Origin of the sequence: Streptomyces sp. ALB3 (assembly GCF_044385685.1) — a bacterium.
Taxonomy (GTDB): domain Bacteria; phylum Actinomycetota; class Actinomycetes; order Streptomycetales; family Streptomycetaceae; genus Streptomyces.
On sequence record NZ_JBISCE010000003.1, the window covers coordinates 1 to 25110 of the forward strand.

Annotated in this window: 28 protein-coding genes and 3 tRNA genes; 22 read left to right on the top strand and 9 right to left on the bottom strand. The window is 71.6% G+C overall.

Annotated elements, in window-relative coordinates; translation table 11 throughout:
• A partial coding sequence (locus ACHFIV_RS01805; protein ID WP_398962502.1) for a sensor histidine kinase occupies positions 1 to 740 on the bottom strand: 740 nt, incomplete at its 3' end.
• A gap of 204 nt (positions 741 to 944) precedes the next feature.
• Here ACHFIV_RS01805 and ACHFIV_RS01810 point away from each other — a divergent pair.
• From ACHFIV_RS01810 to ACHFIV_RS01875, 14 genes are all read left to right on the top strand, one after another.
• Positions 945 to 1346 carry an NADH-quinone oxidoreductase subunit A gene (locus tag ACHFIV_RS01810; RefSeq protein WP_053930253.1) on the top strand — a complete coding sequence of 134 codons (402 nt, stop codon included), beginning with the start codon at positions 945 to 947 and terminating at the stop codon, positions 1344 to 1346.
• The gene (locus tag ACHFIV_RS01815; RefSeq protein ID WP_398962506.1) at positions 1337 to 1972 is read left to right on the top strand and encodes an NADH-quinone oxidoreductase subunit B; all 636 of its coding nucleotides are present in this window, start codon (positions 1337 to 1339) and stop codon (positions 1970 to 1972) included. Before ACHFIV_RS01810 ends, ACHFIV_RS01815 begins: the two co-directional genes overlap by 10 nt.
• Positions 1969 to 3408 (top strand): NADH-quinone oxidoreductase subunit C, encoded by a 1440-nt coding sequence (locus tag ACHFIV_RS01820; RefSeq protein ID WP_398962508.1) that lies wholly within the window; start codon positions 1969 to 1971, stop codon positions 3406 to 3408. The genes ACHFIV_RS01815 and ACHFIV_RS01820 overlap by 4 nt, the downstream gene beginning before the upstream one ends.
• Complete coding sequence (locus tag ACHFIV_RS01825) at positions 3405 to 4373, top strand: complex I subunit 1/NuoH family protein (protein ID WP_398962510.1); 969 nt, start codon at positions 3405 to 3407, stop codon at positions 4371 to 4373. Before ACHFIV_RS01820 ends, ACHFIV_RS01825 begins: the two co-directional genes overlap by 4 nt.
• Positions 4373 to 4981: a NuoI/complex I 23 kDa subunit family protein gene (locus ACHFIV_RS01830; protein ID WP_398962513.1), complete on the top strand. Its 609-nt coding sequence runs from the start codon at positions 4373 to 4375 to the stop codon at positions 4979 to 4981. Before ACHFIV_RS01825 ends, ACHFIV_RS01830 begins: the two co-directional genes overlap by 1 nt.
• Entirely contained in the window at positions 4978 to 5652 is a 675-nt protein-coding gene (locus tag ACHFIV_RS01835; RefSeq protein WP_398962517.1) for an NADH-quinone oxidoreductase subunit J, read from the top strand. Before ACHFIV_RS01830 ends, ACHFIV_RS01835 begins: the two co-directional genes overlap by 4 nt.
• Positions 5652 to 6068 (top strand): NADH-quinone oxidoreductase subunit NuoK, encoded by a 417-nt coding sequence (gene nuoK, locus ACHFIV_RS01840; protein ID WP_398962519.1) that lies wholly within the window; start codon positions 5652 to 5654, stop codon positions 6066 to 6068. The genes ACHFIV_RS01835 and nuoK overlap by 1 nt, the downstream gene beginning before the upstream one ends.
• Positions 6065 to 8065: an NADH-quinone oxidoreductase subunit L gene (locus ACHFIV_RS01845; protein ID WP_398962522.1), complete on the top strand. Its 2001-nt coding sequence runs from the start codon at positions 6065 to 6067 to the stop codon at positions 8063 to 8065. The genes nuoK and ACHFIV_RS01845 overlap by 4 nt, the downstream gene beginning before the upstream one ends.
• A gap of 27 nt (positions 8066 to 8092) precedes the next feature.
• A complete protein-coding gene (locus ACHFIV_RS01850) occupies positions 8093 to 9643 on the top strand; it encodes a NuoM family protein (protein WP_398964165.1) in 1551 nt (516 codons plus the stop codon).
• The gene (locus tag ACHFIV_RS01855) at positions 9640 to 11175 is read left to right on the top strand and encodes an NADH-quinone oxidoreductase subunit N (RefSeq protein WP_398962525.1); all 1536 of its coding nucleotides are present in this window, start codon (positions 9640 to 9642) and stop codon (positions 11173 to 11175) included. The genes ACHFIV_RS01850 and ACHFIV_RS01855 overlap by 4 nt, the downstream gene beginning before the upstream one ends.
• 116 nt (positions 11176 to 11291) lie before the next feature.
• Positions 11292 to 11756: a large conductance mechanosensitive channel protein MscL gene (gene mscL, locus ACHFIV_RS01860; RefSeq protein WP_398962528.1), complete on the top strand. Its 465-nt coding sequence runs from the start codon at positions 11292 to 11294 to the stop codon at positions 11754 to 11756.
• Positions 11757 to 11964: 208 nt separating this feature from the next.
• Positions 11965 to 12828 (top strand): zinc metalloprotease HtpX, encoded by an 864-nt coding sequence (gene htpX, locus ACHFIV_RS01865; RefSeq protein WP_398962531.1) that lies wholly within the window; start codon positions 11965 to 11967, stop codon positions 12826 to 12828.
• A complete protein-coding gene (locus ACHFIV_RS01870; protein ID WP_398962534.1) occupies positions 12825 to 13217 on the top strand; it encodes a YccF domain-containing protein in 393 nt (130 codons plus the stop codon). The genes htpX and ACHFIV_RS01870 overlap by 4 nt, the downstream gene beginning before the upstream one ends.
• A gap of 98 nt (positions 13218 to 13315) precedes the next feature.
• Positions 13316 to 13588: a GlsB/YeaQ/YmgE family stress response membrane protein gene (locus ACHFIV_RS01875; protein ID WP_398962537.1), complete on the top strand. Its 273-nt coding sequence runs from the start codon at positions 13316 to 13318 to the stop codon at positions 13586 to 13588.
• Between the two features lie 101 nt (positions 13589 to 13689).
• On the opposite strand, the gene ACHFIV_RS01880 is transcribed toward ACHFIV_RS01875, so the two are convergent.
• Positions 13690 to 14178: a YajQ family cyclic di-GMP-binding protein gene (locus tag ACHFIV_RS01880; protein ID WP_398962540.1), complete on the bottom strand. Its 489-nt coding sequence runs from the start codon at positions 14176 to 14178 to the stop codon at positions 13690 to 13692.
• Between the two features lie 165 nt (positions 14179 to 14343).
• On the opposite strand from ACHFIV_RS01880, the gene ACHFIV_RS01885 reads away from it, so the two are divergent.
• Positions 14344 to 14425, top strand: a tRNA-Tyr gene (locus ACHFIV_RS01885).
• 184 nt (positions 14426 to 14609) lie between these two features.
• Here the strand turns inward: ACHFIV_RS01885 and ACHFIV_RS01890 are convergent.
• The 5 genes from ACHFIV_RS01890 to ACHFIV_RS01910 all read right to left on the bottom strand — a co-directional run bounded on the left by ACHFIV_RS01890 (position 14610) and on the right by ACHFIV_RS01910 (position 19641).
• The gene (locus ACHFIV_RS01890) at positions 14610 to 15452 is read right to left on the bottom strand and encodes a hypothetical protein (RefSeq protein WP_398962542.1); all 843 of its coding nucleotides are present in this window, start codon (positions 15450 to 15452) and stop codon (positions 14610 to 14612) included.
• Between the two features lie 28 nt (positions 15453 to 15480).
• Complete coding sequence (locus ACHFIV_RS01895) at positions 15481 to 16695, bottom strand: MFS transporter (RefSeq protein ID WP_398962544.1); 1215 nt, start codon at positions 16693 to 16695, stop codon at positions 15481 to 15483.
• Between the two features lie 230 nt (positions 16696 to 16925).
• Positions 16926 to 17588, bottom strand: a complete 663-nt coding sequence (locus tag ACHFIV_RS01900) for a DedA family protein (protein ID WP_398962547.1) — start codon at positions 17586 to 17588, stop codon at positions 16926 to 16928.
• A 147-nt stretch (positions 17589 to 17735) separates the two neighbouring features.
• The gene (locus ACHFIV_RS01905) at positions 17736 to 18392 is read right to left on the bottom strand and encodes an SDR family oxidoreductase (protein ID WP_398962550.1); all 657 of its coding nucleotides are present in this window, start codon (positions 18390 to 18392) and stop codon (positions 17736 to 17738) included.
• A 34-nt stretch (positions 18393 to 18426) separates the two neighbouring features.
• Positions 18427 to 19641: an amidohydrolase family protein gene (locus tag ACHFIV_RS01910; RefSeq protein WP_398962553.1), complete on the bottom strand. Its 1215-nt coding sequence runs from the start codon at positions 19639 to 19641 to the stop codon at positions 18427 to 18429.
• Positions 19642 to 19935: 294 nt separating this feature from the next.
• Here ACHFIV_RS01910 and ACHFIV_RS01915 point away from each other — a divergent pair.
• The 6 genes from ACHFIV_RS01915 (at position 19936) to ACHFIV_RS01940 (ending at position 22538) form a co-directional block, all read left to right on the top strand.
• Positions 19936 to 20008: transfer RNA gene (locus ACHFIV_RS01915), tRNA-Thr, on the top strand.
• Between the two features lie 45 nt (positions 20009 to 20053).
• Positions 20054 to 20126 (top strand) — tRNA-Met (locus ACHFIV_RS01920).
• A gap of 90 nt (positions 20127 to 20216) precedes the next feature.
• On the top strand, positions 20217 to 20381 hold the full coding sequence (rpmG, locus tag ACHFIV_RS01925; RefSeq protein WP_003956487.1) for a 50S ribosomal protein L33: 165 nt from the start codon (positions 20217 to 20219) through the stop codon (positions 20379 to 20381).
• A gap of 114 nt (positions 20382 to 20495) precedes the next feature.
• Entirely contained in the window at positions 20496 to 20948 is a 453-nt protein-coding gene (locus ACHFIV_RS01930) for an FAS1-like dehydratase domain-containing protein (protein WP_398962556.1), read from the top strand.
• Complete coding sequence (locus ACHFIV_RS01935) at positions 20948 to 21376, top strand: MaoC family dehydratase (RefSeq protein WP_398962559.1); 429 nt, start codon at positions 20948 to 20950, stop codon at positions 21374 to 21376. Before ACHFIV_RS01930 ends, ACHFIV_RS01935 begins: the two co-directional genes overlap by 1 nt.
• A 106-nt stretch (positions 21377 to 21482) precedes the next feature.
• The gene (locus ACHFIV_RS01940; RefSeq protein WP_398962562.1) at positions 21483 to 22538 is read left to right on the top strand and encodes a UDP-N-acetylmuramate dehydrogenase; all 1056 of its coding nucleotides are present in this window, start codon (positions 21483 to 21485) and stop codon (positions 22536 to 22538) included.
• 205 nt (positions 22539 to 22743) lie between these two features.
• Here ACHFIV_RS01940 and ACHFIV_RS01945 read toward each other — a convergent pair whose 3' ends face one another.
• Positions 22744 to 23379 carry an NAD(P)-dependent oxidoreductase gene (locus tag ACHFIV_RS01945; protein ID WP_398962565.1) on the bottom strand — a complete coding sequence of 212 codons (636 nt, stop codon included), beginning with the start codon at positions 23377 to 23379 and terminating at the stop codon, positions 22744 to 22746.
• 88 nt (positions 23380 to 23467) lie between these two features.
• On the opposite strand from ACHFIV_RS01945, the gene ACHFIV_RS01950 reads away from it, so the two are divergent.
• Positions 23468 to 24049: a TetR/AcrR family transcriptional regulator gene (locus tag ACHFIV_RS01950; RefSeq protein ID WP_398962568.1), complete on the top strand. Its 582-nt coding sequence runs from the start codon at positions 23468 to 23470 to the stop codon at positions 24047 to 24049.
• On the opposite strand, the gene ACHFIV_RS01955 is transcribed toward ACHFIV_RS01950, so the two are convergent.
• On the bottom strand, positions 24042 to 25055 hold the full coding sequence (locus ACHFIV_RS01955) for an adenosine deaminase (RefSeq protein ID WP_398962571.1): 1014 nt from the start codon (positions 25053 to 25055) through the stop codon (positions 24042 to 24044). The genes ACHFIV_RS01950 and ACHFIV_RS01955 overlap by 8 nt on opposite strands.
• Positions 25056 to 25110: the final 55 nt, after the last annotated feature.

Below are 25110 nucleotides of genomic sequence, written 5' to 3' on the forward strand. Positions count from 1 at the left end.
ACCTTCACCTCGCCGTGGGCCTCGTCGACCATGCGGGCCGCGGCTTCGGGGTCGTCGGTGAGCTTCTCCTTCGCCAGACCCAGGCCCATGGCGAGGGCGACCAGGCGGGCCTGTGCGCCGTCGTGGAGGTCGCGCTCGATGCGGCGCAGGTCGGCGGCTGCCGTGTCCACGACGACACCCCGGTCCGACTCCAGCTCGGCGATCCTGCGCTCCAGTTCGTCGGAGGGCGACAGCAGCGCCCGCGCCATCGCCCGGTCCGCGTTCGTCAGACCGCGCGCGAGGTAGGGGAGCACGGGCCACAGGACGATCAGGCCCACCAGTGTCACGGCGAACGTCGCCACGCCCCACGGAAGCCGGATGAACGAGTACAGCAGCGTCCGCCAGCCCACCGGATCCTTCAGCCCCGACCACAGCCAGGTGAAGAACCCCTGCCCCCGACGGCTCAGCGCCATGGGGCTCGGCTCCTCGACGCGCACCCCGAGCATCCTCCGGGCCCGGCCGCGCTCGGCGCGGCCGAGACCGCGCGCGCCCTGCAACCCCACAGCGAGCAGCGGCAGCCCGACGACGGTGACGGAGAGCCCGGCGCCCACGCCGATCAGGAACACGGTGTACACGAACCCGGCGATCGCCATGGGCAGATTGGCCAGGAGATACGCGATCTCCTTCCACGTCCACCGGTCGTAGGCGAAGCGCGCGGGCGGCGGCCGGTCGTTCTCCGGCAGGGAGGGGCTCATGGTCATACGACCAGCGTGCCGGGCCGGGGCCGCCCACGCCATGGGGTTCGTGGGTGGGGCCGAGTAGGGATAACCCCACCTCGCGTCGCGCCTCCCCTGTCGCCTCCCGCCTCACGCGTTGTGCGACGGGGCTGCTTACCCTTTCTTTAACAGGGCCTAGACTCCCGTGCGTACAGACCGTCGGACAGGTTGAGGGAGCGAGGGACGGACGTGGCGGACGTGCCGGGACCGACCGTTCTCGCGTCGGACTACTTCCAGAGCTACTCAGTGGTCGGACTGCTCGCCCTGGTGGGCGTGCTGTTCGTGGCCGTCGCCTTCGGGGCCGGCCGGCTGCTGAGGCCCGTGGTCCCGACGCCGGAGAAACTCCTCACGTACGAGTGCGGTGTCGACCCCGTGGGGGAGGGCTGGGCCCACACCCAGGTTCGCTATTACGTGTACGCCTTCCTGTACGTGATCTTCGCAGTCGACTCGATCTTCCTCTTCCCGTGGGCGACCGTCTTCGCGGCTCCCGGGTACGGGGCGACGACACTGGTGGAGATGTTCATCTTCCTCGGTTTCCTGGCCGTGGGACTGCTCTACGCATGGAAGAAGGGCGTCCTCGAATGGGCGTGACGAACCGGCCGAACCCCGAACCCCCCGTGCCGCTGCCCGACCCGACGCCGCTGCCCGGGCCGCAGAAGCTCGGTGTGCTGTCCCGGCTCGCGCCGGAGCCGATGAAGGTGGTCCTCAACTGGGGCCGTCGCTACAGCCTCTGGGTCTTCAACTTCGGGCTCGCCTGCTGCGCCATCGAGTTCATCGCCGCCTCCATGGCGCGGCACGACTTCATCCGCCTCGGCGTCATCCCCTTCGCGCCCGGCCCCCGGCAGGCCGACCTGATGGTCGTCTCCGGCACGGTGACGGACAAGATGGCCCCGGCCGTGAAGCGGCTCTACGAGCAGATGCCCGAACCGAAGTACGTCATCTCCTTCGGCGCCTGCTCCAACTGCGGCGGACCGTACTGGGATTCCTACTCCGTGACGAAGGGCGTCGACCAGATCATCCCCGTCGACGTGTACGTACCCGGCTGCCCGCCCCGGCCCGAGGCGCTCCTCCAGGGCATCCTCAAGCTCCAGGAGAAGATCGCCCGCGAATCGCTCGCCGAGCGGTACGCCACCGGGGACACGGCCCGCCCCTCGGCCGCCGCCCTGCGCAGCGGCCTCGTCGCAGCACCGAAGACGCCGGGGGAGGAGGGGACGTGACCGCTCCGGACACCGGCCCGGGCAGCGGCCCGGGTACCGCCTCCGACACGTACGCCCGCCTGCCGGATGCCGTCACGGACGTCTTCGGCGCGGACGCCACCGCCGTGTACGCGTACGACCTGCTGACCGTCGACGTCCCCGCCGCCTCCTGGACCGACGCCCTCGAGACAGCCCGTGACGACCTGGACTGCACGTATTTCGACTGGCTGAGCGCCGTCGACGAACCCGGCACCGGCTTCCGCGTCTGCGCCCATGTCGTCGCCATCGGCGGCGGCACGGTACGGCGCCTGCTGCTCCGCACGACCGTCCCGCACGACGCGGCGACCCTGCCCACAGCCGTGGGCGTCTACGCGGGCGCCGCGTGGCACGAGCGCGAGACGTACGAGATGTTCGGCGTCGCGTTCGAGGACCACCCCCATCTCGTCCCGCTGCTGCTGCCCGAGACCTTCGAGGGCCACCCGCTGCGCAAGGACTTCGTCCTGGCGGCCCGGGTGGCCAAGGCGTGGCCGGGCGCGAAGGAGCCGGGCGAGTCCGAACACGGCGGGCCCAAGCGGCGCACGATGCTGCCGCCGGGCGTGCCGGATCCCAACGAATGGGGCCCGCTCAAGGGCCAGCTCCCGCCTGCCCCGGCCCGCCCGGCCCGAGGGGCGCGCGCGGCGGGCGACCGCCCGGCGAGGCGGGCCCGCAGCGCGAGTGAGGGCTCGGCGGCGCAGCGGCCGGACGCGGCGGAGGCCCCGCAGACAGCGCCGCCGCGCCGAAGCCGCAGCGTCTCCCAGGGCTCGGCGAGCCAGGCCACCGGCCCGGCAGCCGCACCCGCAGCCGGGACGACGGACGCCGACGGCGCGGCGGGCGGTGGCGCGGTACGCGCGACCGGGGCGGCCGGCAGCGTCGACGCGCCCTGGCATGACGCACGCCCCGCCTTCGACGACGACCCGGAGCGGCCCGCGCCGGGCCGTCCCGCGCCTTCGGAGGCCCCGGGCCGGCCGGAACCCGATGCGCCGGAAGCCGAACACGCACCCGCGCAGCCGTCGGAGCCGGTGCCGACGCCCGGCCCCGAGCAGCCGTCGGAGACCGAGCCTGAGCCCGCTCCAGGGCCGGACCAGGCGTCGGAGTCCGCGCCGCCGCCCGAGCCGAACCCTGACCAGGCACCGACGCCCGAGCCGGGTCCCGAGCAGCCGTCGGAGTCCGCGCAGGCGCCTGACCCGGGCCCGGACGGGGCGTCGGAGTCCGCGCAGGCGCCCGCCCCGGGCCCTGACCAGCCGTCGGAGCCCGACAGGGCGGAGGCTCCCGAGCAGGGAGCCCCCGCCCACCGCCCGGACGGCACCCGCGCCTCCGGGCCCGGCAGCGGCCCCGCTCCCGGGTCTGCTCCCGACTCCTCGTCACCGACCGGCCGTCCCGCCGGTCCCGACCGTCCCGCCGGAGGCGATACCGCGTGAACGACGTACTCGACGTCGCCCTCCGCCTCGTCATCGTCTTCGCCGTGTTCATGGTGGTCCCGCTCGTCGTGGGGCAGGCGGAACACAAGGTGATGGCCCACATGCAGGGCCGCCTGGGACCCATGTACGCGGGCGGTTTCCACGGATGGGCCCAGCTCGTCGCGGACGGGGTGAAGTTCGCGCAGAAGGAAGACGTCGTACCGGCCGACGCGGACCGCCGCATCTTCCAGCTGGCCCCCGCCGTCGCCCTGCTCCCGTACCTCCTCGTGCTCGTCGCCATCCCGATCGGCCCCAGCGAGGGAGCGGTCGGCCAGGTCGTCGACGCGGGAATCTTCTTCGTGCTGGCCGTCATGGGTGTCGGCGTACTCGGCTCGCTCATGGCGGGCTGGGCCTCGGCCAACAAGTTCTCCCTCCTCGGTGGTCTCCGTACCGCCGCGCAGCTACTCGCGTACGAGCTGCCGATGCTGCTCGCCGCCGCCTCCGTGGCGATGGCCGCCGGTACCGTCTCGCTCCCCGGCATCCTCAACGCCTTCGAGTGGTGGTGGCTGCCCTGGCAGATCGTCGGCGCCCTGGTCTTCTTCGTGGCCGGCCTCGCCGAACTCCAGCGTCCGCCCTTCGACATGCCGGTCGCCGACTCGGAGATCATCTTCGGCGCGTACACCGAGTACACAGGTCTGCGCTTCGCCCTGTTCCTGCTGGCCGAGTACGCCGGCATCGTCGTCCTGTGCGGTCTGACGACCGTCCTCTTCCTCGGCGGATGGCACGGACCGCTGGGCGCCGACGGACTCGGCTGGGTCTGGACCCTGCTCAAGACCGGCGTCCTCGCGTTCGTGGTCATCTGGCTCCGGGTCACCTATCCCCGCCTGCGCGAGGACCAGCTTCAGAAACTCGCCTGGACCACGCTCATCCCCCTCGCCCTCGCGCAGATCGCGCTCACCGGCATCGTGAAGGTGGCGATCAACTAGTGCCCCCGATCCCCGGCTCAGGCCTGGCCAAGGGCCTCGCCGTCACCCTGCGGACCATGACGAAGCGCACGGTCACCGCGCAGTACCCCGACGTACAGCCCGAACTCCCACCCCGCAGCCGGGGTGTCATCGGACTGTTCGAGGAGAACTGCACCGTCTGCATGCTCTGTGCCCGTGAGTGCCCCGACTGGTGCATCTACATCGACTCCCACAAGGAGACGGTGCCCCCGGCCGCCCCCGGCGGCCGGGAACGCAGCCGCAACGTGCTGGACCGCTTCGCGATCGACTTCGCCCTGTGCATGTACTGCGGTATCTGCATCGAGGTGTGTCCGTTCGACGCGCTGTTCTGGTCGCCCGAGTTCGAGTACGCGGAGACGGACATCCACGAACTCACCCACGAGCGCGACAAGCTCCGCGAGTGGATGTGGACCGTGCCCGAGCCGCCCGCGCTCGATCCCGGAGCCGAGGAACCCAAGGAGGTCGCCGCCGCCCGCAAGACGGCCGACAAGCTCCAGGCCCGAGCAGCCCAGGAAGCGGAAGCCCAGGCTGCCGAAGCGGCCCAGGAAGCCCAGAGGGGCCGGACAGCGGAAGAGGAGGGACAGCAGTGATCCTCGCGGCTTCCGCCGGACACCCAGGCTTCCTCTCACCGACCGGCGTGGAGATCGCCTTCGTCCTGGTCGGGCTCGCCACCCTCGGCGCGGCCCTGATCACCGTCACCACCAAGCAACTCGTGCACGCGGCCCTCTGGCTCGTCGTGGCGCTCGGCGGCATCGCGGTGGAGTACCTCCTGCTGACGGCCGAGTTCATCGCCTGGGTGCAGGTCCTCATCTACGTCGGTTCCATCGTGGTCCTCCTCCTCTTCGGCCTGATGCTCACCCGGGCCCCCATCGGGCGTTCCCCCGATGCCGACTCGGGCAACCGATGGGTCGCCCTCGGCGCTGCCGTCGCCTCCGCCGCAGCCCTCGTCTGGGTCGTCGTGGACGCCTTCCGTACGACCTGGATCGACCTGGACGGTCCGGCGCAGGGCTCCACCAAGGCCTCCGGAGAGTTCCTCTTCCGGCACTGGGTGCTCCCCTTCGAAGCGCTCTCCGTGCTGCTTCTCGCCGCCCTCGTCGGCGCGATCGTCCTGTCCCGCAAGGACCCCGAGGACCCCGAGGACCCCCAGGGTCTGCGGGCCCGCCCGGGAGGCAAGGCCGGCCGGGGGAGCCCGGACCGCATAGGAAGCAAGGCCCGCCAGGGGCGCCCGGACCGCCGGGGAAGCCAGGGGGACAAGAGCTGATGCACCTCGCCTATCCGGCCGTCCTCGCCGTCCTCCTCTTCTGCACGGGGCTGTACGGGGTTCTCGCCCGACGCAACGCGATCCTCGTCCTGATGTCCGTCGAGCTCATGCTCAACGCCGTGAACCTCAACCTGGTCGCTTTCGACGTCTGGCTCCGTGACGCACTCCACGGGGGCCAGGCGCTCACCCTGTTCACGATCGCCATCGCCGCGGCCGAGATCGGTATCGGCCTCGCGATCGTCCTGGCCGTCTACCGCAACCGCGGCAGCTCGGACGTCGACCGCCTCCGCGACACCGCGGAGACCGAGGAGGCCGAAGCGCTCCCGGACGACGCGGACGACGACGCCACGGACACCACCGCAGACCAGGCCACTGCTCCGGCAGGGAAGGCAAAGAAGGCAGAGGCCACCGCGTGACCACCACGACCCTCGCCGTCCTCGTCCCCCTCCTGCCCTTCCTGGGCGCCGCCGCGGGGCTGCTCCTGGGCCGGACCGCACCCGGCTTCGTCCGTCCCCTCGCGGTCCTGCCGACCCTCGCCGCCGCCGCTCTCGCCGTCGTCGTCGCCGGCCGGCAGGGCGGCGGCCGGGCCGTCGACGCCGCGACCCGGCTGACCCCCACCGGCTCGGTCCCGGTCGACCTGGCCCTGCACCTCGACGGCTTCGCCGTCCTCGTCGCCGTCCTGGTCGGGCTCGTCGCCACCTGCGTACAGATCTACTCGACGGCGTACCTGAAGAACGACGCCCGCTACCCCTCGTACGCGGCCCTCGTCTCCCTCTTCACCTCCGCGATGCTGCTCGTGGTCTACTCCGGCGACCTCATGGTGCTCCTGGTCGGCTGGGAGATCATGGGCATCTGCTCGTACTTCCTCGTCGGCCACTACTGGGAGACCCCGGAAGCCCGCGCCGCGTCCCTCAAGGCCTTCCTCGTCACCAAACTCGGCGACGTTCCCTTCCTCATCGGCCTGTTCGCGCTCGCCGCCGACACCGGCACCTTCCGCATCACCGGCATCCTGGCCGCCGTCGGCAACGGCGGACTCGACCACCCCACCCTCATCGCCCTGCTGCTCCTCGCCGGCGTCGCGGGCAAGTCCGCGCAGTTCCCCCTGCACACCTGGCTGCCCGACGCGATGGCCGGCCCCACGCCGGTCTCCGCGCTCATCCACGCAGCGACGATGGTCGCCGCCGGCATCTACTTCGTGGCACGGCTCCTCCCCGTCTTCGCCGCCTCCGGCGCCGCCCTCGTCGTCCTCGCCGTGATGGCGGCCGTCACGATGACCGGCTCGGGACTCGCCGCACTCGCCCAGGACGACATCAAGCGGGTCCTCGCCTACTCGACGATCGGCCAGCTCGGCTACATGGCGGGTGCCCTGGCCGTCGCCGACCGCGGAGCCGCCGTCTTCCACCTCCTGTCGCACGGCGCCTTCAAAGCCGTGCTCTTCCTCGCGGCGGGCGTCGTCATCCACGCGGCGGGGACCAACTCACTCGCCGCCATGTCCCGCATGAGCGGGCTGACCAAGCGCATCCCCGACGCCTACTGGACGATGACCGTCGCGCTCCTCGCGCTCGCCGCCATCCCCCCGTTCGCCGGCTTCTTCTCCAAGGAAGCCGTCCTCGTCGCCGCCGAGCACACCGCCCTCGGTGACCGTGGCGTCGCCCCGGCCGCCGCCGGCTGGACGATCCTCGTCGCCGGGCTCGCCGCCGCCGTCCTCACCGCCGCCTATGCCACCAGGCTGTGGCTCCTCGCCTTCCGCGGGCGTGGACCCGAGGTCCCCGACCACGGCAGGCAGCCCGCCGCGATGACCTCCGTCCTGTGGGTCCTCGCCGTCCCCACGATCGCGTTCGGCCTCACCGCCGGCGCCCTCACCGACTGGTTCGACGGCCACAGCCTCACCCCCTCCCTCACGACCGCCGTCCTGTCCACCGGCGTCGGACTCGTCGGCGGACTCGTCACCTACGGCGCATGGCGCCACACCACGGCGCACGCCGACCGTCCCGCGGTCGGCGCCGTCGCCGCCCACCCCGAAGCCGAGCCGGCCCTCGTGGAGGCCGAGGCGATCGCCTCGCACACGGCGGCGTACGGCACCATCGCGGACGCCCCGGACCCCTCGGACCCCGGCAGGCTCCTCCTCGGGCCGCTGCACCGGCACGCGGTCACCGGCTTCCACCTCGACGCCCTCTACACGGCGCTGTTCGTCCGCCCCGTGGAAGCCGCCGCACGACTCGTCCGCTTCCTGGACCGCGAGGTCGTCGACACCTACGTACGCGGCTCGGGCAGCATCACCCGAGGGCTCGGCACCCTGGTCCGCCGCTCCCAGACCGGCAACGTGCAGACCTACCTCGGCGCGCTGCTCGCCGGAACCCTTGTCCTGGCGATCGCAGCCGTCGTCTTCGCCAACGTCTACGCCGGGGCGTGAACCGTGCTCGATATCAGCGCATCCGTGATGCAGTTCCTTCTGGCGTTCATCGTCGTCGCCCCGCTACTCGGCGCGGCCGCCGCACTCCTGCCCGCCCCGCCCGGGCTCAGGGGCAGGCACCCCGACCAGGCCGTGCTCCGCCACGGCGTGACCGTCACCGGCGCCGTACTCCTCGCCGCGCTCGTCCTGGCCGCGGGCTTCGACCACGACCATCCGTCGACCATGCAGGCCACCACGGACATCAGCTGGATCCCGGCTCTCGACGTCCGGATCCACCTCGGCACCGACGGCATCTCGCTCCCCCTGCTCGTGCTGACCGCGCTGCTGACCTTCCTCTGCGCGCTCCACAGCTACTTCAAGCCCCCCGCAGGCCCCTCCCCGAAGGCCTTCGTCGCTCTCGTCCTCGTCCTCGAGTCCGGCACCCTCGCGACCTTCGCCGTCCTCGACCTGCTGCTCTTCTTCCTGGCCTTCGAGATGGTCCTCATCCCGATGTACTTCCTCATCGCCCGCTGGGGCGGCGACCGGAAGCAGCCCGCCGCCTGGAGGTTCATCCTCTACACGCTGCTCGGCTCCGTGATCATGCTGCTGGGGCTGCTCCTCATCGGACTGAAGAGCGGCACCTTCGACATGGTGGCACTCGCCACTGACAACGGCCGCGGCCTCACCACATCCGTGCAGGTCATCGCCGTTCTGGCGGTCGGGCTCGGCCTGGCGGTGAAGACCCCGATGTGGCCGCTGCACAGCTGGCTGCCCGACGCCCACACCGCGGCCCCCACCGTGGGATCCGTCCTTCTCGCCGGCGTACTGCTGAAGATGGGTACGTATGGATTCGTCCGCATCCTCCTGCCCGTCACCCCGGACGGGATGCAGACCTTCGCGCCGTATCTGGCGGCCTTCGCCGTGGTCGGGATCATCTACGGATCCCTCGCCTGCCTCGCCCTCGCCCGTCCCGGCGCCAAGGGCGACCTCAAGCGACTGATCGCCTACTCCTCCGTGGGCCACATGGGCTTCGTGCTCCTCGGCATCGCGACGATGACCCCCACAGGCGTGAACGGCGCACTCTTCGCGAACATCGCCCACGGACTCATCACCGGTCTGCTGTTCTTCCTGGTCGGCGCCGTCAAGGACCGCTACGGCACGGCGGACCTCGACACCCTGTCGGGGGCCACCGGGGCGGCCCTCTACGGCCGTGCGCCCCGGCTCGGAGGCCTCCTCGCCTTCGCCGCGGTGGCCTCGCTCGGGCTCCCCGGCCTCGCCGGGTTCTGGGGCGAGATGCTCACCCTCTTCGGCGCGTTCGACCCCGCCGAAGGGCTCAGCCGCCCCGCCTTCCTCACCTTCATGTCCATCGGGGCCCTCGGCACCCTGCTCACAGCCGCGTACATGCTGATCGTCGTACGCCGCGTCTGCATGGGTGAGCACCGGGAGCAGCCGCAGCCGGTCGCCGACATCCAGCACCACGAGTTCGCAGCCTGGACCCCGCTCGCCGCCCTGACCGTCCTCGCCGGACTCTGGCCCGCCGTCCTCCTCGGCCTCACCGACCCGGCCGTGCAGAAGCTCCTCGCAGGAGGCAAGTCGTGACCGTGGCAGCCGACAGCGCAACCGGGGCGGCGAGTCTCGTCCAGTCCGTCGACTGGCTCGCGATCGCACCCCCCGTCATCGCGGCGTCCGTCGCCCTGCTCGTCCTCGTCGCCGACCTCTTCACCGGCGAACGGCACAAGCCGCTCCTCGGCTACGGAGCCGTCGCCGGGCTCGTCGCCGCCCTCGCCATGACCGTCCCGCTGCGCGCCGGAGACCGCTCCACCTTCTGCCTCACCGGCGCGACACGGGCCTGCAGCTACACCGCCGACCACTTCGCCCTCGTCATCCAGGTCCTCGTGCTCGGCGGGGCCCTGCTCACCGCGCTGCTCTCGGCCGGCGAGACCCGCAAGCTCCCCGCGGGCGAGTTCTGGTTCCTGCTGCTGTCCTCCGCGGCCGGAGCCGCGCTCCTCCCCGCCGCCCGGGACCTCGCCACCCTCGTCGTCGCCCTCGAAGTGGCGTCACTCCCCGCGTTCGCGCTGGTCGGCATCAAGCGCGGCGACCGCCGCTCCTCGGAAGCGGCCCTGAAGTTCTTCCTCTCCTCCGTCGTCGCCACGGCCGTCATGCTCCTGGGCGTCAGCTTCGTCTACGCGACGACCGGCACCATGCACCTCACGGAGATCGCCGCCCACCTCGACGACGTACCGGACAGGTTCTCCACGCTCGCCGAGGCAGGCGTGGTCCTCACCCTCGTCGGCTTCGCCTTCAAGACGGCCGCCGCGCCGTTCCACTTCTGGGTCCCGGACACGTACGTGGGAGCTCCGCTCCCCATCGCCGCCTACCTCTCGGTCGTCGGCAAGGCGGTCGGCTTCTCCGGCCTCGTCCTCGTCACGGTCATCGCGTTCCCCTCGTACGCGGACGTGTGGGGACCCGCCCTGGCCGTCCTCGCCGCATTCACCATGACCATCGGCAACGTCGCCGCACTCCGGCAGACCGCCACCCGCGCCCGAAGCGCCGTACGGCTCCTCGCCTGGTCGTCCGTCGGCCAGGCCGGCTACCTCCTCGTCCCGATCGCCGCCGCCGCGTACTCCAGCGACACCCAGATCGGCTCGACCGTCGCCTACGCGCTCATGTACGCCGTGGTGAACCTCGGGGCCTTCGCGGTGGCCGCCCTCGTCGCCCGCACCCGCCCCGGCAACCGCCTCAGCGACTACCGCGGCCTGTACGCCACCCGCCCCCTGGCCGCCCTGGCCATGGGCTTCTTCCTGCTCTGCCTGGCCGGCCTGCCACCCGGCATCATCGGTCTCTTCGCCAAGGTCACGGTCTTCTCCTCGGCCGTCGACGCGGGGCTCGGCTGGCTCGCCGTCGTCATGGCCGTCAACGTGGTGATCGCGCTCTACTACTACCTTCAGTGGACCGCCGCGCTCTTCAGGTCCCCGGAGACGGACAGCACGCCCCAGGCGGAGCCCCCGGCGCACAAGCACCGGGTACCCGCCCCCCTCACGCTGGCGATCGTCCTCACCGCCGCGGCGGGAATCGCCCTGTCCGGCGCCCCCCAGCTCATCCTCCGTTTCGCCGCGGTCAGCCTGTTCTGACCGGCTACGACCGGCTTGCCCCCGGTGCCACGCGCAGGGCATGGTCATGCGTGCACGTGTCACGTAAATAAATGCGCAGGACGAGCACGCATGAAGAGCACAGAGGAGCCAGAGCGGTGCTGAACGGGTTCAAGGACTTCATCCTCCGCGGGAACGTCGTCTCGATGGCGATCGGCCTCGCCGTCGGGGCCGCCTTCACCGCCGTGGTCACCGGCTTCAGCAACGCGTTCATCGTGCCGTTGATCGGCCTCGTCACCCGGGGCACCGGAGACTTCAGCAAGGCCTCCTACAGCGTCGACGGCGTGACGTTCCCGTACGGCCTCTTCGTCAGCGCCGCCATCGCCTTCCTCATCACCGCCGCGGTCCTCTACTTCCTCGTCGTCCTCCCCATGGCGAAGGTCCAGAACCGCTTCACGGCCAAGGAGGACGAGCAGAAGGCCGACATCAAGGCCGCCCTGCGCGACTGTCCCCGCTGCTTCACCGAGATCCCCTCCATCGCCACCCGCTGCGCCCACTGCACCAGCGACGTCGAGCCGGACGCGGAAGCCCGCGCCCTCGCGGGACTCCCCGCCCCGCGCTGACCGCTGCCGCACACCCTCACGAGCGCGCCCACCCGTACGGCCCAGGGGCGGATCCACCCGGATCCGCCCCTGCGGCCTGTGCCCCCGGCCACCAGGCACAAGGGAACTAGCTCCCTTCGCCTCGCGTTGACCGGTACGGGAGGCTCCACTGGGGAGTGGAGCACCACCGAGCAAGGGTTCCCCTGCTGCACCACTTGGAGGGCGTACCGTGCACCGCCGGCACAACGGGCTGAAAACCGCTGTACTCCTCGGGGGCCTGTCGGCCCTCATCATCGTCATCGGCAGCTTCTTCGGACGGACCGGCCTCATCGTGGCCCTCCTCGTCGCGCTCGCCACCAACGCCTACGCGTACTGGAACAGCGACAAGCTCGCCCTGCGGGCCATGAGGGCACGCCCGGTCAGCGAATTCGAGGCACCGCAGCTCTACCGCACCGTCCGTGAGCTCTCGACCGCCGCGCGCCAGCCCATGCCCCGGCTCTACATCTCCCCCACGCAGGCACCCAACGCCTTCGCCACCGGACGCAACCCGCGCAACGCCGCCGTGTGCTGCACCGAGGGGATCCTTCAGATCCTCGACGAGCGCGAGCTGCGCGGCGTCCTCGGCCACGAGCTGAGCCACGTCTACAACCGCGACATCCTCATCTCGTCCGTCGCGGGCGCCCTCGCCTCGGTCGTCATGTTCCTGGTCAACTTCGCCTGGCTCATCCCCGTCGGCCGGTCGGACGACGACGACGGCCCCGGCCTCCTCGGAATGCTGCTGATCATGATCCTCGGCCCGCTCGCCGCCTCCGTGATCCAGCTCGCCGTGAGCCGTTCCCGCGAGTACCAGGCCGACGCGTCCGGGGCCCAGCTCACCGGCGACCCGCTCGCCCTGGCGTCCGCCCTGCGCAAGCTCGACGCCGGGACCAAACAGCTTCCGCTCCCGCCTGAACCGCGGATCGAGACCGCGAGCCACATGATGATCGCGAACCCGTTCCGCCCCGGCCAGGGCATGTCGAAGATGTTCTCCACCCACCCGCCCATGGCCGAACGCATCTCCCGACTCGAGCAGATGGCAGGGTACCGACCGTGAAAACAATCCTGAACGTCATATGGCTGGTCCTGTGCGGACTCTGGATGTTCCTCGGCTACATCGCCGCAGGGCTCCTGCTCTGCATCACGATCATCGGCATCCCCTTCGGCGTGGCCGCGTTCCGCATCGGCGTCTACGCCCTCTGGCCCTTCGGCTACTCCGTCGTCGACCGCCATGACGCCGGAGGCGGCTCCCTCATCGGCAACGTCCTCTGGGTGATCCTGGCCGGCTGGTGGCTCGCGCTCGGCCACATCTTCACCGGCATCGCCCTGTGCGTCACGATCATCGGCATTCCGCTGGGCATCGCCAACTTCAAGCTCATCCCGGTCTCGCTGATGCCCTTCGGCAAGGAGATCGTGCGCACCGACCAGCCGTTCGCCACCCGATAGACGCCCGCCACCCGTCGCACGGGGGCCGCGGCCGGCAACCGCACCAGCCCCCGCAGGCGTCCTTGCTTGCAGGAACGAGCGACGGGTAGGACGCGAACATGAGCATCATCAGCTGGATCATCCTCGGGCTGCTGGCCGGCGCCATAGCCAAACTGCTTCTGCCGGGCCGTGACCCCGGCGGCATCATCGGCACGACTCTCATAGGGGTCGTGGGCGCCTTCCTCGGAGGCTGGCTCTCGTCCCGCTTCCTCGACCGCCCCATCAGCGCGGACTTCTACGACACGGCCACCTGGGTCGCGGCCGTCGCCGGATCCCTCGTCCTGCTGATCGCCTACCGGCTGCTGTTCGGCAACTCCCGCGACCGCCGCTGATCCCGCGCCCGTGAAGCCCCTGGGGACACGGGACGGGGCGGGCAGTGCCGACCGGCACACCCCGCCCCGCCCACGGCCGGCTGCGCACGGCAGCGGCAGGTCTACCGGTAGTTGGCGAACTGCACGGCGAAGTCCAGGTCCTTGCCCTTGATCAGGGCCTGCACCGCCTGCAGGTCGTCCCGGCTCTTGGAGGTGACCCGCAGCTCGTCACCCTGGACCTGAGCCTTGACGCCCTTCGGACCCTCGTCGCGGATGATCTTCGCCACCTTCTTGGCGTTCTCCTGGGAGATGCCCTCCTCGATCGTGGCGAAGATCTTGTACTCCTTGCCGGAGAGCTGCGGCTCGCCCGCGTCCAGCGACTTGAGGGAGATCCCGCGCTTGACCAGCTTGGACTGGAAGATGTCGAGGATCGCCTTGACCCGCTCCTCGCCGTTCGCCTCCATGAGGATCTTCTCGCCGGACCAGGAGATCGACGCGTTCGTCCCCTTGAAGTCGAAGCGCTGGGAGATCTCCTTGGCGGCCTGGTTGAGGGCGTTGTCGACCTCCTGCCGCTCGACCTTCGAGACGATGTCGAAACTGGAGTCGGCCATGACGTGTGGCTCCTTGCGTCGTATGCGGTGGGGTACGGCACAAAGCCTAGCCACCCCCGCCCGCGCCCGGCGCTGATCAACCGAGTGGCGGAGCACCCCTGGGCATCAGGTATCGTTTACGTCGTCGCCAAGGAGCCCCCACCAGGGATCCGACGCGTCGTTCCAGGCGGTGTGCCCGAGTGGCCAAAGGGAGCAGACTGTAAATCTGCCGGCTCAGCCTACCCAGGTTCGAACCCTGGCGCCGCCACAGGAACCAGAGGGCCCGTGAACAGCAGAGATGCTGAGCACGGGCCCTCTTTCGTTGTTCGGTGGCCGATGGCCCAAGGGGGCCTGCCGTCGAGCGAGTCGGCCGGGTGAGGCCGAGCCGTGCGGCGCCGTCGGCAGAGTGCTCGCTGCGGCCCGCGGCGCCGGCGCGCCGGCGCGTTCGCGCGTCAGGGCCGGGGGCGCTCGAAGAACTGGAGCACCCCTCCGACGGAGAAGCAGAGGGCGCCGGTGAGCGTGCCCCAGTTGGCGACGTCGACGTTCACGACGCTCCCCGTCGCGGGACGGGTGAAGTCGGCCAGTGCCGAAGCCATGAAGAGCGCGGATCCGAGCTGATTGACCGCGACGATCCACCAGCCGAGCTCGCGCGGACGGATGCCCAGCCGGCCATGACAGACCTCTGCCAGCGCCAGGTGCCCCGAGACGAGGAACAGGATGCACCCGACCACGTCGGGGGCCCAGACCAGGCTGTCCATCTGCCGTACCGAGAGCCCGTGCAGCAGTGAACCCAGCAGGTTGACGCCGAACACCAGTGTCCCCACGAACAGCAGGAAGGTGCTCAGCCAGTCGATCCGGCCGGGCTCGTAGACCCACCATCTCCAGGCCCGTGTGGGAGGAGTCCCGAATCCGCTGTCGGGGCGCGGGGCGTTGACGGCCTGGAGCAGCGACGCGAAGCCGCCCGTGTTGAAGAAGAGACCGCCGGCGAAGTAGATCCAGGCGCTCGTCAGGTCGCCCGCGCCGAACTGGGCGACAGCGGCCCCCGAGGCGAACAAGGCGCCGCCGACCGTGAACGTGCCTGCGGCTACGGCGTTCAGCCTGCCGAGTCGGGCCACCGATTCGCCGTCCGCGCGCCGGGAGCGGGCCTCCGGCCCGCTTGCGGTTCGCACGGAGAGCAGGCCGCGCTTGCGTGCCGGACGTGACTCCCAGACCGCGGTGCCCCCGTCGGAGAGGTGCCAGGTCAGCCGGGTCGTGAACGGCCCTGTGCCCTCGGCGGTCTCCTCGGTCCCGCTCACCTGCCGCCCCCGGCCTCTTGACGCATGTTCATCCCCTTCGTGCCCGTCGTGGCGCGTTTTCGGCCCGGCGCCGCAGGAGGTAGAGCCCGGCGTACGTGACCAGGACGGCCATGCACGCGATGAAGACCAGCCCGGCGTCCTGGAGGCCGGTGTGGACCGAGAGGACGCCCACACCGATCACCGGCAGCGAGATGCCCGCGTACGCCACCACGAACAGCGTCGAGATCACCGCCGCCCGCCGGTCCACGGGTGACGCGGCGGCCACCTGGGACAGGGCGGCCCGGAAGGTGAGGCCCTGGCCCGCGCCGCCGAGGAGCGCGCTCAGCACGACCAGGGGCAGCAGCTGCCACCACAGTGCTGCCGCGAGCAGCGCCAGCCCGCCGAGGAGGCCCGCGCAGCCCAGTGGCAGTGACCGCCGCTCACCGATCCGGCCCACCGCGGACTGCCCGGCGATCGAGGCGAAGAAGGCCAGCGCGACGATCATCCCGCTCACGGCGTGGTTGTCGACGTCGAGGAACTGGGAGAGGAACGCCGGACTGACCGAGGTGAACACACCGAACAGCGCGAACCCCGCGAAGGAGGCCAGCGCGGCCGGCCTGAAGACCGTTCGCACCTCGGACGGCAGCCCGGGGCGCTGCGGGCGGACGGTCTTCAGGGGGCGCCGCTCGTCGACGGTCTCCCTGAGGCCGGACAGGACGACGGCCGAGATCGCCAGCAGGGCGAGGTGCACGAGGAACGGCAGGTACAGCGGCCAGGGGGCGTACTGCGCGAGGATCCCGGCGAGCAGCGGCCCGCAGCCCAGGCCGCCCATGTTGGCGGCCGTCGCCACGAACGAGGCCCGGGACGATCCCTTGCCGGGTGCCAGCTCCATGACGTACGCGGTGGCAGCACCGGTGAAGAAGCCGGCCGACAGGCCCGACAGCAGGCGGCCCGCGTACAGCCAGCCCAGAGCGGTGGCGCACAGGAAGCAGACGGCACTCGCCGCCGCGCAGCCCAGGCCCCACAGCAGCACGGGGCGCCGGCCCAACGCGTCGGAGGCGTTCCCCGCCAGCAGCAGTACCCCGATGACCCCGAAGGCGTACACCGCGTACACGACGGTCACCGTCAGCTCGGAGAACCCGAGCTTCTGCTGGTAGAGGCTGTAGAGAGGGGTCGGCAGGGTCGTTCCCGCCATGCACACGGCGAACACCGCCCCGCTGAGGTAGCAGGGGAGCCAACCTCGGCGATCAAGGCCACCGTCCATGCGCCCGACGCTATCCCGCGGACGCTCCCGCAGGCCGGATCGCCTCGCACCGCGAGTGCCGGACGGCCCCCGGAGTCGCACTGCCGGCCCGCGACCCGGTCACCGGTGGTGAGCCTGCCGGGTCCCCCCGCCGGGTGCGGAGCCTCGTGCGTCCTGGGGCCGCGACAGGGACACCCGGGCCGGCCGGGAGGCGGCGCCGTGTCCCGGAGGTGTCCGGTGTCCGGGCCGGGTCACGAACTGCGGCGGTGGTGAGCCCGGTCGGCGCCGCGCAGCCGCATGACCACGTACGTCACGAGTGCCACGGCCGCCAGGGCCAGCACCACCTTGGAGGCGAGTCCGACGTACGTCCCCACGGCCTCCCACCGGTCTCCCAGCCAGTAGCCGGCCATCACGAGGACCGAGTTCCAGATCAGGCTGCCGAGCGTGGTCAGCGTGACGAAGACGTGCAGGGGCATGCGCTCCACACCGGCGGGAACCGAGATGAGGCTGCGGAAGACCGGCACCATACGGCCGAAGAAGACCGCCTTGGTGCCGTGCTTCGCGAACCACTCCTCCGTACGCACCAGATCGGAGGCCTTCACCAGGGGCAGCTTCGCCCAGATGGTGTGCATGCGCTCACGGCCCACCCACGCGCCGATCCAGTAGAGGGCCAGGGCCCCCACCACCGAGCCGAGCGTGGTCCAGAACAGCGCCGAGGCCAGGCTGAGGACTCCCTGCCCGGCGGCGAACCCGGTCAGCGGGAGGATCACCTCGCTCGGCAACGGCGGGAAGAGGTTCTCCAGGGCGATGGCCAGGCCCGCTCCGGGGCCGCCCATGGTCTCGACGAGCCCCGCGGCCCAGCCCGCGATACCGCCCGAGGGCTCCTGCGGCGAAGCCGCGTACGTGAGATGCATGTGAGTCTCCAAGCCGGCGGGTCATTACCCAGGGGCGTCTACCCCCGATCGCCCACCACGTGAGGACCGCGGCTCGGGCCGCCGGCATGGGGACGGCCGAGCCGCGGTCCTCCGCGGTCCGCGGGCTGGGCGCCGGCCGGCAGCTCCTCAGTTGCCCGCGATGTCCTTGACCGCGACCGCCACCGGCTTGCTCCCGCTGATCAGCTCCAAGGTCAGGCCCGCCGTGGCCGGGGTGTCCAGCAGTTCGAGCAGGACCGCGGCCACGTCGTCCCGGGGGACCGGGCCCCGGCCCGTCGAGGCGGAGAGCAGGACCTGTCCGGTTCCGGCGTCGTCCGTGAGCATGCCGGGGCGCAGGATCGTCCAGTCCAGGCCGCCGCGGGAACGCACGTACGCGTCGGCCTCGCCCTTGGCCCGCTGGTAGACGTCGAAGACCTCGTCCCCGGGGTGTGCGGGGTCGGCACCCATCGAGGACACCACGACGTACCGCCGCACCCCGGCCCGCTCCGCCGCGTCCGCGAACAGCACGGCGGCTCCGCGGTCCACCGTGTCCTTGCGCGCCGTGCCGCTGTTCGGCCCGGCGCCGGCCGCGAAGACCACGGCGTCGGCCCCTCGCAGCACCTCCGCCGCCTCCTCCACGGACGCCGATTCGAGGTCGAGGACGACCGGCTCGGCTCCCGCGGCTCTCAGGTCCCCGCTCTGCCGCGGGTCACGGATGACTCCCACCGCCTCATCACCGCGCGCGGCGAGCAGCCGCTCGAGCCGCAGTGCGATCTGACCATGTCCACCTGCAATGACAATGCGCATGCTTCCGACCGTACGCCGCGGCTTGCCCTCGTGCTCAAGGCCCGCCGCCGGGGCCGGAATCGGTGCGTCCCTGGCGGGGGAGGCCGAGGGAGGCCCCTGAGTCGCGGTACTCGCGCACGGCGCTCGTCCGGGCCACCACACGTCCACCGTGCACCACGATCCTGCTGTACGCGAGGGAGAGCGCGCCGGCCAGCCCGTCCCCGCGTACGGCGAGCAGCTCGGCGGGGAAGCCGGCCTCGACGCGTACTCCCGGCAGGCCCAGGGCAGCCCTGGTGCCGGTGGAGACGGCGTCGTAGGCGTCAGCGGGGCGCAGGCCCTCCTGCGAGGCCAGCAGGTAAGCCGCCTCCAGCGGGTCGCCGCGGCCCACGGGGTTGGCGTGGTCGCGCAGGGCCCCGCTGCCGGCCACCACCCGGACGCCGGCGGCACGCAGCAGGCGTACCGGTGGGGCTCCGCGCAGCCTGGCCAGGGAGCAGCAGCCCTGGGGGAGGCAGACCACGGTCACGGCGGCGGCGGAGAGCCGGTCCGCCGTGCGGGCCGCCTCGTCAGGGGGAAGCCGGGAGAGCCCCGCGCAGGGGCCGAGACAGACGCCCGGGCGATGGCCCGCGGCCATGGCGGCCAGCCGGGCGAGGCGGCCGGGGTCGTCGCCGTCCGTGTGCAGGTCGACGGGCCGGCCGTGGGAGGCGGCGAGATCCAGGACGGCCTCCGTGTAGCCGGCCGGATCGGGGTCGAGGTCGGGACAGCCGCCGATCACGCCCGCGCCCATGTCCACGGCGTCACGGAGGGCGGCGAGATTGCCGGCGCCCGCGACTCCGGTGAGGAGCCGGGGCACGGCGACGGCGGTCAGGTCGGTGAGGCCGCGCAGTGAGCTCCGGGCCGCCAGGACACCCTCCAGGGAGCCGAGCCCCCGTACGTCACCGACGCGCACGTGTGCGCGCAGCGCGGTGGCTCCGTGGCTGAGCTGGAGCAGCGCCGCCTCGGTGGCACGGCGCCGGACGTCCTCGGGCCGGTGGGACGGCGGGCCGGCCGATGCGCCGGTGAGCGCCGTGTCGGCGTGGGCATGGGGCTCGGCGGGGGCCGGCAGGAGGAGGTAGCCGCGCAGGTCGATGCGGTGCCCGGGGGTGGTGAGGCTGCCCGCCGTGCCGACCGCCTCGATGCGCGGGCCGCCGAGCAGTACGTCCACGGTGCGCCCGTCCACGAGCCGTGCCCCGCCGAGGAGGAGTGCGGACACGTCGGCGGTACTTACGGGCATCGCGCCGCTCCTGGAGGAATTCAAGATCACGCAGTGTGCGCCGAGCCTAGGCGGGGGTGGGCTCCGCTCCGAGGAGGAGCAATTAGTCCTACGAATGTGGCCGGGTGAGGCAGGCGGAGGGAGGGGCGTCGTGCGGGCCGGCGGGGCGGCGGCCGGGGACGGTGTACGGGCTGATCAAGGGCCTGATCAGGGGGCTCGGCCCAGGGGCGGCACCGGTGCGTGAGGGCGTCCGTGGAGGACCGCGGAAACGGATTTGGGCGATCGGCGACAGACCGTGTAATGTCTTCCTCGCTCGCCCCAATAGCTCAGTCGGTAGAGCGTCTCCATGGTAAGGAGAAGGTCTGCGGTTCGATTCCGCATTGGGGCTCTGGTGATCGGGTGACCCCGCTTCGGCGGGGAAGCCCGGCATCAAAGCGGTGTAGCTCAGTCGGTAGAGCAAGCGGCTCATAATCGCTGTGTCACCGGTTCAAGTCCGGTCACCGCTACTAAACGGTAGCCGATTGTGGGGTCGGTCCTTCGATCGGCTACTCTTTTTTGCGTTCATCCGTCCATCCGTCCGTCCAAGGAGCACTCACGTGGCTGCCACCGACGTCCGCCCGAAGATCACGCTGGCCTGCGTGGAGTGCAAGGAGCGGAACTACATCACCAAGAAGAACCGGCGTAACAACCCGGACCGTCTTGAGATGAAGAAGCACTGCCCGCGCTGCAACTCGCACACCGCGCACCGCGAAACGCGCTGAAAACAGGCTCGTACACGAGGCCGTCCCCATTGGGGGCGGCCTCGTGTCGTTTATCTTGATGGCTCGGGTCGTCCCTCGCCCCATTTCGACTTTTCACCAGGAGGTACCGGGCCCATGGCGCTCGACCAGTCCTTCGTCGGGCGGACCTATCCGCCCACCCCGGCGTACGAGGTCGGCCGGGAGAAGATCCGGGAGTTCGCGGAAGCAGTGGGTGACACCTGCCCCGCGTACGTCGACCCGGAGGCCGCCAAGGCGCTGGGATATCCGGACGTGATCGCTCCGCCCACGTTCGTCTTCTCCCTCACCTACCGGGCCGCCGGGCAGGTGGTGCAGGACCCGCAGCTGGGCCTGGACTACAGCCGTGTCGTGCACGGTGACCAGAAGTTCGCGTACACGCGTCCCGTACGGGCGGGGGACCGGCTGACGGTCACCTCGACCATCGAGGCCGTCAAATCGATGGCGGGCAACGACATCCTGGACATCCGCGGCGAGGTGCACGACGAGTCCGGTGAACACGTGGTGACCACGTTGATGAAGCTGGTGGCCCGCGCCGCCGAGGAGGCGTGATGACGGCGAGCATCGCTCACGAGACGGTCGAGGTCGGTACGGAGCTTCCGGCGCAGTCGTTCCCCGTGACGCGGGCGACGCTGGTGCAGTACGCGGGCGCCTCCGGGGACTTCAACCCGATCCACTGGAACGAGAAGTTCGCACGCGAGGTCGGTCTCCCGGACGTGATCGCGCACGGCATGTTCACCATGGCCGAGGCGATCCGGGTGGTCACGGACTGGGCCGGGGACCCGGGCGCGGTCGTCGAGTACGGCGTGCGGTTCACCAAACCGGTCGTCGTGCCGAATGACGCGACGGGGGCGCTGATCGAGGTGAGCGGCAAGGTCGCCGCCGTGCTGGACGACAACCGCGTACGCGTCGACCTGACGGCGACGAGCGGCGACAAGAAGGTGCTGGGCATGGCCCGCGCCGTCGTCCGCCTCGCCTGACCCACGGCCGCCGCTGTCGCCCGAAGGGCGCCCTCCTCGGGAGGGCGCCCTTCGGCGCTCCGTGGCCGTGCCCTGGCGGCGGGGCCACGGACCGTACTCTTGTCCCGTGCAGGAACTCCACGACGCCCCCCTCGCCCCCCTGACCACCTTCCGGCTCGGTGGCCCGGCCAACCGCCTCCTGACGGCAACGACCGACGCGGAGGTGATCGCCGCCGTACGCGAGGCCGACGACAGCGGCACCCCGCTCCTGGTCGTCGGCGGCGGCTCGAACCTCGTCATCGGCGACAAGGGCTTCGACGGAACAGCCCTGCGCGTCGCGACCACGGGCTTCGAGCTGTCCGGCACGGCGCTCGAACTGGCCGCCGGCGAGGTCTGGACCGACGCCGTGGCCCGTACGGTCGAGGCGGGCCTGGCCGGCATCGAGTGCCTGGCCGGGATCCCCGGGTCCGCCGGGGCGACGCCCATCCAGAACGTCGGTGCCTACGGGCAGGAAGTGTCCTCGGTCATCACCGAGGTCGTCGCCTACGACCGTCACACCCGTGAGACGGTCACCCTCCCGAACGAGGCCTGTGCGTTCTCGTACCGCCACAGCCGCTTCAAGGCCGGTCCCGACCGCTTCGTGGTGCTCCGCGTCCGGTTCGGGCTGGAGGACGCGGGCGGGCTGTCCGCCCCCCTGCGCTACCCCGAGACGGCCAGGGCCATGGGCGTCGGACAGGGCGACCGCGTCCCCCTCGCCTCAGCCAGGGAGACCGTCCTGAGGCTGAGGGCGGGCAAGGGGATGGTGCTCGACGCGGAGGACCACGACACCTGGTCGGCCGGGTCCTTCTTCACCAACCCGGTCCTCGACGAGGCGCAGCACGCCCTTCTCCTCGCCCGCGCCGAAGAGCGCCTGGGTGCGGACGTCACGCCCCCGGCCTTCCCCGCGGGCGACGGCCTGGTGAAGACCTCTGCCGCCTGGCTGATCGACAAGGCCGGCTTCACCAAGGGGTACGGCACCGGCCCCGCGCGCATCTCCACCAAGCACACGCTCGCCCTCACCAACCGGGGCGGCGCGACCACCGAGGACCTGCTGGCCCTGGCCCGCGAGGTCGTGGCCGGGGTGCACGAGGCCTTCGGGGTCACACTCGTCAACGAACCGGTGACGGTCGGCGTCAGCCTGTAGAGGCGCCGCCGTCGGGCGTGCGCCGCCCCGGGCGGCGGGCCTGACGCGGACGTGGCGCTCCGGGTGCGGCCGACCCCTGGGATCCCTGGGGGCCTCGGACCGGGCCCCTGGGGTCCCTGGGGCCCGGTGGGACTCGTCCAGCCGCTGCGCGCCGGTGCCGGGCGGGTGTGTCCCGTCCGGCGCGCGGTGGTCCGCCCGCGCCGGCTCAGTAGGCGACTCCCACGCCCTGCCTCACCGCGGCCGGCTCGTCGACCAGGGCCAGCATCGCGTGGGCCACATCGGCGCGCGACAGGGACCGGCCGCTGCGCGGGGTGCCTCCCACGACCGTCCGGTAGGTGCCCGTCAGCGGGCCGTTCGTCAGCTTCGGCGGCCGCACCGACGTCCAGTCCGTCGCACTGGCCGCCAGCGCGGCCTCCATGCGCTCCAGGTCGGCGTACACCTCCCTGAGCACCGAGCCGACCACCTTGCGGACCGCACGGTCCAGCACGGGGTCGTCGGCCGGCTCCGGGCCGACCGGCGCGGCGCTCACCACCATCAGCCGCCGCACCCCCTCCGCCTCCATCGCCCCCAGCACCTGCGCGGTGAGCCGCTCCGCCACACCGCCGGCCTTCCGGCCCCGGGCCCCGAGCCCCGACAGGACGGCGTCCCGCCCCGCGACCGCCTCGCGTACCGCTCCCGCGTCGCCCAGTGGCACGACGGCGTGCGGGGCGGCGTTCCTGAGCCCGTCCGGGAGCCGGGCGGGATCCCGGACCACCGCCGTCACCTCGTGCCCGGCCGCCCGTGCCTGCCGCACGACCTCCTGGCCGACGCCCCCCGTCGCTCCGAACACGGTGAGCCTCATCGCGCACGTCCTTCCACAGTGGGTGAGTATTCACTCACCTTTAGGGTGAGTGGACGCTCACCCTTTCGTCAACCCTTGTGGAGCACCCATGGAGCAGAAGCCGGCCCGCGTCCGCATCGTCGACGCGGCCCATGAGCTGATGCTCGGCATCGGTCTCGCGCGGACGACGACGAAGGAGATCGCCAAGGCCGCCGGCTGTTCCGAGGCGGCGCTGTACAAGTACTTCAGGAACAAGGAAGAGATCTTCGTGACCGTGCTCGGCGAACGCATGCCGAGACTCGTCCCGCTCCTGAGCGACCTGGAGGCGGGCGAGGGCGACCTGGAGCGCAATCTCACCGAGGTCGCCCGCCAGGCCGCGCTCTTCTACCAGCAGACCTTCCCGGTGCTCGCCTCGCTGTATGCCGAACCCCGGCTCAAGGACCGGCACGAAGCGGCCATGCGCGAGATGGGTACGGGCCCGCACAAGCCGATCCAGGGCCTCGACGCGTACCTCCGCGCCGAACAGCGCGCGGGCCGCGTCAGCCCCGGGGCCGACACCTACGCCGCGGCCTCCCTCCTGCTCGGTGCCTGCGCCCAGCGCGCCTTCGCCTACGAGATGGGCGGAGCCCCGCAGCCGCTGGACGACTTCGCCGCGTCCCTCGCGCGCACCCTGCTGGGCGGGATCAGCTAGCCAGCCACGCGTCGATACCGCCCAGCAGCTTCTCCCGTACCTCGAAGGGTGCCACCGAGGCCCGCACGGACTGCCGTGCCAGCTCCGCGAGTTCCTCGTCGGTGAAGGCGTGGTGCCGGCGCACGAGGTCGTACTGCGCGGCCAGCCGGGACCCGAAGAGCAGTGGGTCGTCCGCACCGAGCGCCATCGGCACCCCCGCGTCGAACAGGGTGCGCAGGGGTACGTCCGTGGGCTTCTCGTAGACGCCGAGAGCCACGTTGGACGCCGGGCAGACCTCGCAGGTCACCCCGCGCTCCGCGAGCCTGCGCAGCAGCCCGGGGTCCTCCGCGGCCCGCACGCCGTGTCCGATCCGGACCGCGTCGAGGTCGTCCAGGCAGTCCCGGACGCTGGAGGGGCCCGAGAGCTCACCTCCGTGCGGGGCGGCGATCAGACCGCCCTCGCGGGCGATGGCGAAGGCGCGGTCGAAGTCGCGCGCCATCCCGCGCCGCTCGTCGTTGGAGAGCCCGAAGCCGATGACGCCCCGGTCCGCGTACCGCACGGCCAGCCGGGCCAGCGTGCGGGCGTCCAGCGGGTGCTTCATCCGGTTCGCCGCGATGACCACCCGGATCCCGAGCCCGGTGTCGCGGGCCGCGCGGTCCACGGCGTCCAGGATGATCTCGATGGCAGGGATGAGCCCGCCGAGCAAGGGGGCGTACGAGGTCGGGTCGACCTGGATCTCCAGCCAGCCGGACCCGTCGGCCACGTCCTCCATGGCCGTCTCACGCACCAGCCGCTGGATGTCCTCCGGCTCGCGCAGACAGGACCGGGCGATGTCGTACAGGCGCTGGAAGCGGAACCAGCCGCGTTCGTCCGTGGCCCGCAGACTCGGTGGCTCGCCCCCGGTCAGGGCCTCGGGCAGGCGGACCCCGTACTTGTCCGCCAGTTCGAGCAGGGTCGTCGGCCGCATCGACCCGGTGAAGTGCAGGTGCAGATGGGCCTTGGGCAACCGCCGTACGTCACGCTCCATTGAAGGATCTTGCCGCACGCGAGGGGTCCTGCGGTAGCCGGAACCCCTTGTGAGT